The 13,476-nt window shown below is 71.2% G+C and carries 12 protein-coding genes; 11 read left to right on the top strand and 1 reads right to left on the bottom strand.

From position 1 onward, the window contains the following. Positions 1-28 precede the first annotated feature (28 nt). Complete coding sequence (gene pruA / locus AB0L95_RS18455; RefSeq protein ID WP_365162737.1) at positions 29-1,660, top strand: L-glutamate gamma-semialdehyde dehydrogenase; 1,632 nt, start codon at positions 29-31, stop codon at positions 1,658-1,660. 60 nt (positions 1,661-1,720) lie between these two features. On the opposite strand, the gene AB0L95_RS18460 is transcribed toward pruA, so the two are convergent. Then, positions 1,721-3,640, bottom strand: coding sequence for a glycoside hydrolase family 97 catalytic domain-containing protein (locus AB0L95_RS18460; RefSeq protein ID WP_365162738.1), 1,920 nt, complete (start codon positions 3,638-3,640; stop codon positions 1,721-1,723). A 158-nt stretch (positions 3,641-3,798) separates the two neighbouring features. On the opposite strand from AB0L95_RS18460, the gene AB0L95_RS18465 reads away from it, so the two are divergent. The 10 genes from AB0L95_RS18465 to AB0L95_RS18510 all read left to right on the top strand — a co-directional run bounded on the left by AB0L95_RS18465 (position 3,799) and on the right by AB0L95_RS18510 (position 13,468). Beyond that, entirely contained in the window at positions 3,799-4,338 is a 540-nt protein-coding gene (locus AB0L95_RS18465) for a GNAT family N-acetyltransferase (protein WP_365162739.1), read from the top strand. A 257-nt stretch (positions 4,339-4,595) separates the two neighbouring features. After that, a complete protein-coding gene (locus tag AB0L95_RS18470) occupies positions 4,596-4,727 on the top strand; it encodes a hypothetical protein (protein WP_103838047.1) in 132 nt (43 codons plus the stop codon). Between the two features lie 182 nt (positions 4,728-4,909). Next, on the top strand, positions 4,910-5,953 hold the full coding sequence (locus AB0L95_RS18475; RefSeq protein ID WP_365162740.1) for a 3-isopropylmalate dehydrogenase: 1,044 nt from the start codon (positions 4,910-4,912) through the stop codon (positions 5,951-5,953). Positions 5,954-6,255: 302 nt separating this feature from the next. After that, positions 6,256-7,344, top strand: coding sequence for a branched-chain amino acid aminotransferase (locus AB0L95_RS18480; protein WP_365162741.1), 1,089 nt, complete (start codon positions 6,256-6,258; stop codon positions 7,342-7,344). Between the two features lie 182 nt (positions 7,345-7,526). After that, positions 7,527-8,231 (top strand): urease subunit gamma, encoded by a 705-nt coding sequence (gene ureA / locus AB0L95_RS18485; RefSeq protein WP_365162742.1) that lies wholly within the window; start codon positions 7,527-7,529, stop codon positions 8,229-8,231. Beyond that, positions 8,228-9,910 carry an urease subunit alpha gene (locus AB0L95_RS18490; protein ID WP_365162743.1) on the top strand — a complete coding sequence of 561 codons (1,683 nt, stop codon included), beginning with the start codon at positions 8,228-8,230 and terminating at the stop codon, positions 9,908-9,910. The genes ureA and AB0L95_RS18490 overlap by 4 nt, the downstream gene beginning before the upstream one ends. 19 nt (positions 9,911-9,929) lie before the next feature. Then, complete coding sequence (locus AB0L95_RS18495; protein ID WP_365162744.1) at positions 9,930-10,973, top strand: agmatine deiminase family protein; 1,044 nt, start codon at positions 9,930-9,932, stop codon at positions 10,971-10,973. 90 nt (positions 10,974-11,063) lie between these two features. Then, positions 11,064-11,336 (top strand): hypothetical protein, encoded by a 273-nt coding sequence (locus AB0L95_RS18500; RefSeq protein WP_365162745.1) that lies wholly within the window; start codon positions 11,064-11,066, stop codon positions 11,334-11,336. After that, a complete protein-coding gene (locus AB0L95_RS18505; protein ID WP_365162746.1) occupies positions 11,333-11,935 on the top strand; it encodes a TetR/AcrR family transcriptional regulator in 603 nt (200 codons plus the stop codon). Before AB0L95_RS18500 ends, AB0L95_RS18505 begins: the two co-directional genes overlap by 4 nt. A 231-nt stretch (positions 11,936-12,166) precedes the next feature. Further along, on the top strand, positions 12,167-13,468 hold the full coding sequence (locus AB0L95_RS18510) for an MFS transporter (protein ID WP_365162747.1): 1,302 nt from the start codon (positions 12,167-12,169) through the stop codon (positions 13,466-13,468). Positions 13,469-13,476: the final 8 nt, after the last annotated feature.

Raw genomic sequence — 13,476 nt, forward strand, 5'->3', positions numbered from 1 at the left:
CCCGCTCGCAAAAGGAGTTACGGAACCCATGGACGCTGTGACCCAGGTCCCCACCCCCGTCAACGAGCCGGTGCACGGCTACGCCCCCGGTTCGCCCGAGCGCGCCCGGCTGGAGGCCAAGCTCAAGGAGCTGGCCGACAACCCGATCGACCTGCCGTGCACCATCGGCGGCGAGAAGCGCATGGGCGGCGGCGAGCCGTTCCAGGTCGTGCAGCCGCACAACCACCAGGCGGTCCTCGGCACCCTGCACAACGCCACCCAGCAGGACGCGCAGGACGCCATCGACGCGGCCCTCGCCGCCGCCCCCGCCTGGCGCGCGCTGTCCTTCGACGACCGCGCCGCGATCATCCTGCGCGCCGCCGAGCTGCTGGCCGGCCCCTGGCGCGAGACCATCGCGGCCTCCACCATGCTCGGACAGTCGAAGACCGCCCAGCAGGCGGAGATCGACAGCCCCTGCGAGCTGGTCGACTTCTGGCGCTTCAATGTCCACTACGCCCGCCAGATCCTGGCCGAGCAGCCCCCGGCCAACTCCCCGGGTGTCTGGAACCGCCTCGACCACCGCCCGCTGGAGGGCTTCGTCTACGCGATCACCCCGTTCAACTTCTCGGCGATCGCGGCCAACCTGCCCACCGCCCCCGCCCTCATGGGCAACGTGGTGGTCTGGAAGCCGTCCCCGACCCAGACGCACGCCGCCGTGCTGCTGATGCAGCTGCTGGAGGAGGCGGGTCTGCCCAAGGGCGTCATCAACCTCGTCACCGGTGACGGCATCCAGGTCTCCGAGGTCGCCCTGGCCCACCGCGACCTCGCCGGCATCCACTTCACGGGTTCGACCAAGACCTTCCAGTACCTGTGGAAGACGGTCGGCAGCAACATCGAGAAGTACCGCTCCTACCCGCGTCTGGTCGGCGAGACCGGCGGCAAGGACTTCGTGGTCGCGCACCCGAGCGCCGACCGCGCGGTCCTCAAGACGGCGCTCACCCGCGGTGCCTTCGAGTACCAGGGCCAGAAGTGCTCGGCGACCTCGCGTGCGTACGTCCCGGCCTCCATCTGGAACTCCGGCTTCAAGGAGGAGTTCACGGCCGAGGTCGACCACCTGGCCATGGGTGACGTCACCGACCTGTCGAACTTCATCGGCGCCGTGATCGACGAGCGTGCCTTCGCGAAGAACAAGGCCGCCATCGACCGCGCCCAGGAGGACCCGACCTGCACGATCGTCGCGGGCGGCTCCTACGACGACTCGGTCGGCTACTTCGTCCGCCCGACCGTCATCGAGTGCAGCGACCCGGAGAACGAGGTCTTCACGACCGAGTACTTCGGCCCGATCCTCGCGGTGCACGTCTACGACGACGAGAAGTACGACGAGATGCTGACTCAGATGGAGTCGGTCTCCGACTATGCCCTCACGGGCTCGGTCGTCGCCAACGACCGCGCCGCGGCGGCTTACACCTCCGAGCGGCTGCGCTACGCGGCCGGCAACTTCTACATCAACGACAAGTCGACCGGCGCCGTGGTCGGCCAGCAGCCCTTCGGCGGCGGCCGCTCCTCCGGCACCAACGACAAGGCGGGCGCCCCGCAGAACCTGCTGCGCTGGACCCTGACCCGTGCCATCAAGGAGGCGCTGGTGGCGCCGACCGACTACACCTACCCGCACATGGGCTGAGACCCCCCTGAGCACCGCCCCCCGCCCCGGGTCCTGGACACCCGGGGCGGGGGGCGGTTGTCATGCGCGGTACTCGCAGGTCGTACGGCCCTCGTACCAGCGGCAGGCCAGCGCCGCGAAGCCGCCGTCCGCGCGGACGGGCACCTGGAGCGTGTCCCCGCCGCGCACCGTGTGCGCCGTGCGCACCAGGCCCGCCGGACCGTCCGTCAGGGTCTCCACCAGCCAGCGGCCCGCGCCCAGCCGCATCGGCACGTCCGCCGTCCGAGCCGCGCCCGCGAAGGTGCCGCCGATGAACCAGCGGTGGTCGGGGGAGCGCCGCGCGAGCGCGGCCGAGCGGCCCGGGTCCCCGGTCAGCAGCCGGGTCTCCTCCCAGTGCGCCGGAAGCTGCTCCAGGAAGCGGCGGGCCTCGGGCCGGGCGTCGTAGGACTCCGGGGTTCCGGACAGGTTCTGGATGCCCGACTCGTACAGCACCGTGAGCCCCAGCTCGCCCGCGTCGGAGCCGGCGTCCGGCCGCTCGGCGCGCTGGAAGGCGCCGGGGGTGAAGTCCATGGAGCCGATGACGTTCCGGGTGAACGGCAGGGACGCCAGCTGCTCGGCGGTGTTGGTGCGCTTCTCCTCACCGCCGACGCCCTCCATCGACATGACCTGCGGCCAGGTGCGCTGGATGCCCTTCGGGATCGTCGAGCCGTGGAAGTTCACCATCAGGTGGTGGCGAGCCGTCGACCGCAGGACGTCGTCGTACCAGCGCATCCGCTCCTGCGACTCCGAGTTCATGAAGTCGATCTTCACTCCCTTGACGCCCCACCGCTCCAGTGTGCCGAGCCACTTCTCCCGCTCGGCCGGGTCGGTGAGCAGCGTGTAGTGCAGCCACACATGGATGCCGACGCCCTTCGCCGCGGCGTACCGCACCAGTTCGGGCATCCAGCTGTCCGTCTGCCAGTCGGGGTCGACGACGTCCCAGGCGTCGGGCTCGAAGTACCAGCCGGCGTCCACGACTTCGTACGGCCAGCCCCGTTCGGCCGCGTAGTCCACGTACTTCTCCTGTGCCGTGAGACTCTGCCCGGCCTGCTTGCCCCCGGCCAGCCAGGTCCACAGTGCCGGGCCGGGCCTGATCCAGGAGGTGTCGCGGACCCGGGAGGCTGGGGCGAGGTCGTCCACGAGGGTCGACTCGGTGACGGTCGCCAGGTCGCCGGTGACGACCGCCCGCCAGGGGGTGGTCAGGGCTCCGGCGGTGTGCACCGGGGCGTCGTCGGCGAGGCTCACCCCGTAGGTCGCCGAGCCCGCCGTGTGCGTCAGATGGGCGCCCGCGTAGGTGCCGGTGACATCGGACTCGGCGATCAGCGCCCAGCCGCCGTCCGTGTGGAAGAGGGACTGCATCATGTACGTGCCCGCCGGTGCCGCCGCGGCGGACTCGTAGCGCCGGAAGGGCAGCTCGTTGTCGGAGCGATAGGCGCCCAGGAGGGCGCTCGCGCCCGCCGGGAGCGTGAAGGCGGAGGTCTCGCGCAGGACGTCGCCCTGGTTCCGCGGCAGCACATAGCGGTAGGCGACGCCGTCCGGGGCGACGCGGGTGACCAGGTCGAGGCGGGCGCCCGTCGCCGTACGGAAGCGGAAGCGGGCCTCGGTCATCCGCACGACACGCACCCGGGACTTGCCCGTGGTGCTCGCGTACTGCTCCCGTACCGGCCGCTCGCTCCGGCCGATCAGGCTGAGCCCCTCGGACAGATCGGACCGTTCGGTGACCAGGCCGACCGGTGACGGCTCCAGGACCGTGCGGCCGTCGCGTCGTACGGCGAGCGTGGGGCGGCCGTCGGCGGGGTCGAGCGTGACGGCGGCGGTCGGGGCGTCGCCCGGGCCTCTCACCTCCCAGGTCGTGACCGCTGGCGAGGTGCCCGCCCGGGCCGGGAGCGCCGACGCGGTGGTGGCGAGCAGTGCGGAGCAGAGGGCCAGGGCGATGGTGCGGAGCCGTGGTCGGGCGGTCATAGGGAACCTCTCCCTGTCGCAGTCATCCGATGACTGTGAGAGTGCTGTCGCTATATGTGCCATGTCAAGGCGGGGGGCGGCGTAATACATCGGATTAGCAGTCAGACACGTGTGGATCGGTCACGTACGAGAACCCCGGGGAAGGCCATACTGGGCCGGTGGCCATCAGTCTGCGCACCGTTCACACCGCCTACCTCGATCCCGCCGAACTCCGCGCCGCCCGCGCCCTGTTGGACGAAGCGTTCGGCGGCGACTACGACGACGAGGAGTGGGAGCACGGGCTCGGCGGGCTGCACGTCCTGGTGAGCGACGACCGAGGGCTCGCCGCCCATGGGTCCGTCGTCATGCGGCGCGCCCGCTACCGCAAGCACTGGCTGCGCGTCGGGTACGTCGAGGGCGTGGGGGTGCGTCCGGACGTCAGGCGCCAGGGGTTCGGCGGGCGGGTCATGGCCGAGATCGAGCGGATCGTCGAGGGCGCCTACGACTTCGGGGCGCTCTCGGCTAGCGACCAGGGCATCGCGCTGTACCGCGCCCGGGGCTGGCAGTTGTGGTCCGGCCGACTGTGCGCCCTCGGCCCCCACGGCGAGGTCCGACTGCGTGGCGAGGAGGACTGCACCTTTGTGCGTCCGGCGGCCGCGGGCCCGCTCGACCCCAAGCACAAGCTGGTCTTCGACTGGCGGGACGGCGACGTGCTCTGACGGCCCGGGGCGCCATGAGAGCAGGTCACGGCCGGGCGGTCCGGTCCACCGTCTCAGATAGTAGGAAGTCCGAGTAATCGTGGAGACAGACGCCCGGTCCTCGCTTAGTTTTGTAGGAGCCGAACGTCTCGCTCGATCCAGCGAATGGCGGTCGTGAGCCGGGCCCGATGCAGGTCACCCCTGCGGCACCGCTCCCCGCCCTCCGGCGTCTCGTATCCCCTTTCCGCACTCCCGGATCTCGAAGGAGTCGATTTCCCATGGCCGAGACGACCGCCCGCCGCCGAGTCCGTCACGTTTCCCGTACGAGTGAGTCCGACCGCAAGAACGCCGCCGCCGCGCTCCAGCGCGCCCTCGACCGCCGGGACAACGGCGGCGCGACGGGCCACTGAGCCGCCGTAGAGCGGCACGTTCCGAGCCGGGAGCCGCGCCCGTGGGGTGCGGCGCGGTCGCACGCACCGCGCCGCACCCCGAACCGAGCCGTACGGGTGGACCGGGGAGGACACGGCGGCACGCCATGTCCGTATCCCGGACAACCCGTGTCATCCCATGGGACAAGGAGTACGGTGCCGTCATGTCTCGCAGCATCAATCTCGCAGTGATTCCCGGTGACGGCATCGGCCAGGAGGTCGTGGCCCAGGGGCTGAAGGTCCTCTCCGCCGTCCTCCCGGAGGATGTGAAGCTGGAGACCAAGGAGTACGACTTCGGCGCCCGGCGCTACCACGCCACCGGTGAGACCCTCACCGACGCCGACCTGGAGCAGCTCAAGCGGCACGACGCGATCCTGCTCGGCGCGATCGGCGACCCGTCGGTCCCGTCCGGCGTCCTGGAGCGCGGCTTCCTGCTCAAGCTCCGCTTCGCCTTCGACCACCACGTCAACCTGCGGCCCTCCAAGCTGCTCCCGGGCGTCGAGACCCCGCTCGCGGGCCAGCCCGAGATCGACTTCGTCGTGGTCCGCGAGGGCACCGAGGGCCCGTACACGGGTAACGGCGGCACCATCCGCACCGGGACCCCGCACGCGGTCGCCACCGAGGTCTCCCTGAACACCGCGTTCGGCATCGAGCGTGTCGTGCGCGACGCGTACGCCCGCGCACAGGCCCGCCCCCGCAAGAAGCTGGCCCTCGTCCACAAGAACAACGTGCTCGTGCACGCCGGTCATCTGTGGACGGACATCTTCAACAAGGTGGGCGAGGAGTTCCCCGAGGTCACCACCGAGTACATGCACGTCGACGCGGCGACGATCTACCTGGTCACCCAGCCCGAGCGCTTCGACGTGATCGTCACCGACAACCTCTTCGGCGACATCATCACCGACCTTGCCGCCGCCATCTCCGGCGGCATCGGGGTCGCCGCCTCCGGCAACATCAACCCGTCCGGCGCGTTCCCGTCGATGTTCGAGCCCGTGCACGGCTCGGCGCCCGACATCGCGGGCCAGGGCAAGGCCGACCCGTCGGCCACCGTCCTGTCGGTCGCCCTCCTGCTGCGCCACCTCGGCCACGAGACCGAGGCCGCCCGTATCGAGGACGCCGTCTCCGCCGACCTCGCCGAGCGCGTGGGCGGGCCCGCCCGCACCACCGACGAGATCGGCGACGCGCTCGCCGTACGAGTAGCCGGCTGACCCGCCCGCCGCTCACATCCTGAGAAAGGCCGCCGGGTCGCGACGCGCCCGGCGGCTTTGCCATGCCGTCGCCGGGTGTCACCATCGACCCACTCCTGGGCCACTTCCTGGGCCGCGTTCACCCCGTTCCGTCCATGGCTTTCGGCTCCGCTCCGGCAGGGGGGACTCCCTTCGGGTCCTCGCTTGCGATAATCGAACGAGGAGCCGCGGTATGAGGGAATGCTCGGACGTCCTCACACCTGCCGCTGGAGGCGCGGGCGTGAGCGCGGCCCGTCAACACAACCGGTGAAGGACAACCACACATGACGACGCCCACGATCGAGTTGAAGCCCTCCGCCAGCCCGCTCTCCGACGCGGAGCGGAAGGCCATCCTGACCAACCCCGGGTTCGGCCGCCACTTCACCGATCACATGGTGACCATCCGGTGGACCGAGGGCCGCGGCTGGCACGACGGCCAGCTGGTCCCGTACGCCCCGATCTCCCTCGACCCCGCCACCAACGTTCTGCACTACGCGCAGGAGATCTTCGAGGGCCTCAAGGCGTACCGCCGGCCCGACGGCTCGGTGGCCACCTTCCGCCCCGAGATGAACGCCCAGCGCTTCCAGCGCTCGGCCCGGCGCCTGGCCATGCCCGAGCTGCCGGTCGAGACCTTCATCGAGGCCTGTGACGTGCTCGTCCAGCAGGACAAGGCGTGGGTGCCGGCGCACGGCGGCGAGGAGTCCCTGTATCTGCGCCCGTTCATGATCGCCACCGAGGTCGGTCTGGGCGTCAAGCCCGCCAACGAGTACCTGTTCATCGTCATCGCCTCCCCGGCCGGCGCCTACTTCGCGGGCGGCGTCAAGCCGGTCTCCATCTGGGTCTCGGAGGACCGGGTCCGTGCCGTCCCCGGCGGCATGGGCGACGCCAAGACCGGCGGCAACTACGCGGCCTCCCTGCTCGCCCAGGCCGAGGCGGCCGCCAAGGGCTGCGACCAGGTCTGCTACCTCGACGCCGTGGAGCACACCTGGGTCGAGGAGCTGGGCGGCATGAACCTGTACTTCGTGTACGGCAACAAGATCGTCACCCCGACGCTGACCGGCTCGATCCTGGAAGGCGTCACCCGTGACTCCCTTCTGACCGTCGCCCGCGACCTCGGCTACGAGGCGGAGGAGCGCCGCGTCTCCGTCGACGAGTGGCAGGCCGACTCCGAGAACGGCACGCTGACCGAGGTCTTCGCCTGCGGCACCGCGGCGGTCATCACCCCGGTCGGCACGGTCAAGCGCACGGGCGCCGAGTGGAAGCAGTCGGGCGGCGAGCCGGGCGAGGTGACCGTGAAGCTCCGCGAGGCCCTGCTGGACCTCCAGCGCGGCACCCGCGAGGACACCCACGGCTGGATGCACCCCCTCGGCTGATCCCAGGCACCGAACAGGGCCGCCCCGGACCCCGCGTCCGAGGCGGCCCTTTCGTATGACCGCCGGGAGGTTAGAGCTTTACTCAATGTGACATGACCGATGTCCCTGGCACATGGTTCCCTTCCTGCAATCTGGCGTTTAGAGTGCTGCTCTAAAGTTCGGATGCAAGGAGGTGCCGCCGCATGAGACTCACCCCCACGGAACGCGACCGGCTGCTGCTCTTCGGGGCCGCCGAACTGGCCCGCGCCCGCCGGGCCCGGGGACTGAGGCTGAACGTGCCGGAGGCCACCGCGCTGATCGCGGACACCGTCTGCGAGGCCGCCCGCGACGGCAGGCGCCTCGCCGAGGCCATCGAGGCGGCCCGGTCCGTGCTCGGCCCGGACGATGTGCTGCCGGGCGTCGCGGACGTCGTCACCGAGGTGCATGTCGAGGCCGTCTTCGAGGACGGGTCACGGCTCGCCGTGGTCTCCGACCCGATCGGGGGCGGGCTGGGCGGCGAGGCCCCGGGCGCCCTGCTGCCGGGCCCGGAGCACACCGATCCGGAAGCGGTCGTCCGGCTCGCGGTCACCAACACCGCGACCGTGCCCGTCTCCGTCACCTCCCACTTCCACTTCTTCGAGGCCAACCCCCGGCTCGACTTCGACCGCGAGAAGTCCTACGGCATGCGGCTCGCCGTGCCCGCCGGGTCGTCGGTGCGGTTCGGGCCCGGCGAGCGCGTCGAGGTCGGACTCGTACCGATCGGCGGCGAACGGATCGCGATCGGCTTCGCGGGACTCGTCGACGGGCCGCTGGACGTGCCGGGGGCGAAGGAGGAGGCCCTGCGCCGGGCCGCCGCCTGCGGATATCTGGGAGCTTCGGGGACCGGGCGTGAAGGAGACGCACGATGAATCCGTACGAGTACGCCGCCGCCCACGGCCCCCGCGCGGGCGACCGCGTCCGCCTCGGTGACTCGGGCCTGGTGATCCGCGTCGAGTCCGACGCGCAGAAGTACGGCGACGAGTTCCTCGCCGGCTTCGGCAAGACCGCCCGCGACGGCCTGCACCTCAAGGCGGCGGCCGTGCGCGAGACCTGCGACGTCGTCATCAGCAACGTGGTCGTGATCGACGCGGCCCTCGGCATCCGCAAGGTGTCCATCGGTATCCGCGAGGGGCGCATCTGCGCGATCGGGCGCGCCGGCAACCCCGACACCCTCGACGGCGTCGACGTCGTGGTCGGCACGGGTACGTCGATCGTCTCCGGTGAGGGGCTGATCGCCACCGCCGGGGCCGTCGACACCCATGTCCATCTGCTGTCGCCGCGCATCATGGAGGCCTCGCTGGCCTCCGGCGTGACCACGATCATCGGGCAGGAGTTCGGCCCGGTGTGGGGCGTCGGCGTCAACTCGCCGTGGGCGCTGCGGCACGCGTTCAACGCGTTCGACGCCTGGCCCGTCAACATCGGCTTCCTGGGCCGCGGTTCGTCGTCCGACCCCGCGCCCCTGACCGAGGCGCTGGCCGAGGGCGGCGCCTCCGGCTTCAAGGTGCACGAGGACATGGGCGCCCACACGCGCGCCCTCGACACCGCCCTGCGCGTCGCCGAGGAGCACGACGTCCAGGTCGCCCTGCACAGCGACGGCCTGAACGAGTGCCTGTCCGTCGAGGACACGCTGCGGGTCCTCGACGGCCGCACCATCCACGCCTTCCACATCGAGGGCTGCGGCGGCGGCCATGTGCCGAACGTCCTGAAGATGGCGGGCGTGCCGAACGTCATCGGCTCCTCCACCAACCCGACGCTGCCCTTCGGCCGGGACGCCGTCGCCGAGCACTACGGCATGATCGTCTCGGTCCACGACCTGAAGACGGACCTGCCCGGCGACGCCGCGATGGCCCGCGACCGCATCCGCGCCGGAACCATGGGCGCCGAGGACGTGCTGCACGATCTGGGCGCCATCGGCATCACCTCCTCGGACGCGCAGGGCATGGGGCGCGCGGGGGAGACCGTGCGCCGCACCTTCGCCATGGCCGGCAAGATGAAGGCGGAGCTGGGGCCCCTGGAGGGCGACGGCCCGGACGACGACAACGCCCGCGTCCTGCGCTACATCGCCAAGCTGACCGTCAACCCGGCCATCGCCCACGGCCTCGCCCACGAGGTGGGCTCCCTGGAGGTCGGCAAGCTGGCCGACATCGTGCTGTGGCGGCCGGAGTACTTCGGCGCCAAGCCGCAGCTCGTGCTCAAGGCCGGCTTCCCGGCGTACGGCGTGGTCGGCGACCCCAATGCGGCCACCGACACCTGCGAACCCCTCGTGCTCGGCCCGCAGTTCGGCGCGCACGGCGCGACCGCCGCCGACCTCTCCGTCGCCTTCGTCGCCCAAGCGGCCCTGGACCAGGGCTCCGACCGGATGCCCACCCGGCGCAGAAGGGTCGCGGTCCGCGGCACCCGTGGCATCGGCCCCGCCGATCTGCGCCTCAACTCCCGTACGGGAGCCGTCGACGTCGACCAGCGCACCGGGCTGGTCACCCTCGACGGCGCGCCGGTCCGCTCCGAACCCGCCGACTCGGTGTCCCTCAACCGCCTGTACTTCCTGTGAACCCGTGAGGACTCCCGCCATGAGCACCCCCGCCGCCGACGGCTTCAGCATGCCCGCCGAGTGGGCGCCGCACGAGCGCACCTGGATGGCCTGGCCGGGCCCCAATCCGACCTTCGGCGACCCCGGTGACCTCGCCGCCGCCCGCGCGGCCTGGGCCTCGGTCGCCCGCGCCGTCCGCCGCTTCGAACCGGTCACCGTGGTCTGCGGCCCCGGCCGTTCGGCCGATGCGCGCGCCCTGCTGGGCGACGGCATCGACCTCGTCGAGCGCGATCTCGACGATGCGTGGATGCGCGACATCGGCCCCACTTTCCTGACCGACGGGCGTGAACTGGCCGCCGTGGACTGGACGTTCAACGGCTGGGGCGCCCAGAGCTGGGCCCGCTGGGAGCACGACGCGAAGATCGCCGGGTATGTCGCGGACCTCGCGGGCGCGCGGCCGTACGTCTCGAAGCTGGTCAACGAGGGCGGCGCGATCCACGTCGACGGCGAGGGGACCGTCCTGCTCACGGAGACCGTACAGCTCGGCCCTGAACGCAACCCGCACTGGACGAGGGAGCAGGTCGAGGCGGAGATCCACGCCCACCTCGGCACCCGCAAGGCGATCTGGCTGCCGCGCGGCCTGACCGCCGACTACCCCCCGCACGGCTTCGGCACCCTCGGCCATGTCGACATCGTCGCGTCCTTCGCCCGCCCGGGCGTGGTCCTCGCCCACCACCAGCCGGACCCCGCGCACCCCGACCACGAGGTCACCCAGGAGGTCATCGGGATCCTGAGGTCCGCCACCGACGCCCAAGGCCGCGCTCTGGAGGTCGTCGAGGTGCTGGCGCCGACCGTCCTGGAGACCGACGGCCACTGGGCCGACTACTCGTACATCAACCACTACCTGTGCAACGGCGGCGTCGTGCTGTGTGCCTTCGACGACCCCCGCGACGAGACGGCCGCCGATCTCTTCCGCCGGCTGTTCCCGGAGCGGACGGTGACGCTCGTGGACGCCCGGACGATCTTCGCGGGCGGGGGCGGCATCCACTGCATCACTCAGCAGCAGCCGAGGGTCCTCGGGTAGAACGTACGGGTGAAGGTGATGTTCTGTGCCACCTGCGGAAGACGGCTGACCGAGCCGGTTCGGCGGCTCGACGGGATGCCCGGGAGGTGGATGGCCGACGAGCGAGGGTTCCTGGTCTCCGACGGCCCGCGCGGCACGTACGTCCTGCACCCGCTGGGCGTCGTCGGCCTCGAACTCCACCCCGACGTCTCCCGCCGCGGCGGCTGCTGCGGTGCGAGCCCCGATCACGGGGTCGACCGCGTGTGTTCCTGCGCGGCCGGGGTCGCCGTCGAGGCCTCCGACTGCTCGGGCGGACATGAGACCCGGCTCGTCCCGGACGCCGTCCGCGTGGACGCGGTGCGGGACGTGGAGGCGGCCGGATGACCCGCAGCCGTCAGGCCGCCCCGCCCCGTGAGGACGTCCTCGCCGCTGCCATGGGCATGATCGCCGAGCGCGGTCTGGAGCAGCTCACCATGGCGGCGCTCGGCCGCGAGGTCGGGATGAGCAGCGGCCATCTGCTCTACTACTTCCGCTCCAAGGACGAGCTGCTTCTGCAGGCCCTGGAGTGGAGCGAGGGCAGACTCGGCGCCGAGCGCGCGCGGCTGCTCAGCCGGCGGGCCCCGGCCCGGGAACGGCTCGACGCGTATGTCGACCTGTACGTCCCCGACGGCCACCGCGACCCGCACTGGACCCTGTGGCTGGAGGTCTGGAACCGCTCGCAGAACGCCGACGACGACGCCCGCGACCGGCAGGCCGCCATCGAGGGCGCCTGGCACCGCGACCTGGTGGCGCTGCTCGCCGAGGGGGTGTCGAGGGGCGAGTTCCGGCCGGTCGACCCGGACCGCTTCGCCGCCCGGCTGCGCGCCCTTCTGGACGGCTTCTCCATCCATGTCGCGATCGGCCTGCGCGGCACCGGCCGGGAGCAGGTTCTTCGCCATGTACGGGAGTTCCTGGACCACTCGCTCGCGCTCACGGACGGCTGATCAGCCGCGCTGGTCGTACGTCGTCGGGCGCATTGGCCCGGGGCGGGCACCTCCCCTGTCGAGCGGATCCGCCGAAGGCGTCGGCGTCGCCGACCTGGTCGCCGGGGACACCGACGACGCGGCCGACCTCTTCGTCCGCCGGCGAGGTGACCCCGCCCCGCGCCATGAACGCAATGAACGAAAAGCGAGGCGCTCTTGTCGCACTCGCGAACGCCCGGCACGTTACGGTCCATGGGACGAGAGCACTGGAAGAGAATCTGGGTCGGCTCGGCCGGCAACATGGTGGAGTGGTACGACTGGTTCGTCTACGCGAGCTTCGCCACCTACTTCGCGGGGGCCTTCTTCCCCGACGGGAACCCCACGGCCCAGCTCATGAACACCGCGGGCATCTTCGCGGTCGGCTTCTTCATGCGCCCGGTCGGCGGCTGGCTGCTCGGCCGGGTCGGTGACCGCAAGGGCCGCAAGGCCGCACTGACCCTCACGGTCACGCTGATGTCCGCGTCCGCGATCCTCATCGCGATCGCGCCGACCTACGCCGTCGCCGGGTACGGCGGCGCGTTCGTCCTGCTGGTCGCCCGTCTGTTGCAGGGCCTCTCGGTGGGCGGCGAGTACGCGGCCAGCGCGACCTATCTCACCGAGGCGTCCGACCCGAAGAGACGCGGCTTCGCCTCCAGTTTCCAGTACGTGTCGATGACCGTCGGCCAGATCGTGGGCCTCGGTCTCCAGATCGTCCTGCAGCGCACGATGTCCGACGACGCGCTGCACAGCTACGGCTGGCGCATCCCGTTCGTGGTGGGCGCCCTCGGCGCGGCAGTGATCTTCTATCTGCGGCGCGCCATGCTGGAGACGGAGGTCTACGAGGCCGACGAGACCGGCGGCGAGGAGCGCGGCACGCTGCGCGCGCTGTGGCGGCACAAGCGCGAGGCCTTCCTGGTGATCGCCCTGACGATGGGCGGCACGGTCGCGTACTACACGTACACCACGTATCTCACCAAGTACCTGTCGAACTCGGCGGGCCTGTCCAAGCAGACCGCGACCCTGGTCTCCTTCACCGCGCTGATCGTCTTCGCCTGTCTCCAGCCGCTGGCCGGCCGGCTCTCGGACCGGATCGGCCGCCGTCCGCTGCTGATCACCTTCGCGGTCGGCTCCACGTTCCTGACCGTGCCGATCATGACGCTGCTGAAGCACGCGGGGAGCTTCTGGCCGGCTCTCGGGCTGTCGCTCCTGGCCCTGGTCGTGGTCACCGGATACACGTCGATCAACGCGTGCGTGAAGGCGGAGCTGTTCCCGACGGGGATCCGCGCCCTCGGCGTCGCCCTTCCGTACGCCCTGGCCAACGCGCTGTTCGGCGGCACGGCGGAATATGTCGCCCTGTGGTTCAAGAACGCGGGTATCGAGTCCGGTTTCTTCTGGTACGTAGCGGGTTGTGCGGCCGTGTCGCTGGTGGTCTACGTCACCATGCGGGAGACCCGGGATCTGGACCTGGCTCGGATGGACGCCACCGAGCCGTCCACGCTGACGACCGCATCCTGAGACAGCGG

Origin of the sequence: Streptomyces sp. NPDC052036, from assembly GCF_040680495.1 — a bacterium.
In the GTDB taxonomy this organism is placed as follows: domain Bacteria; phylum Actinomycetota; class Actinomycetes; order Streptomycetales; family Streptomycetaceae; genus Streptomyces.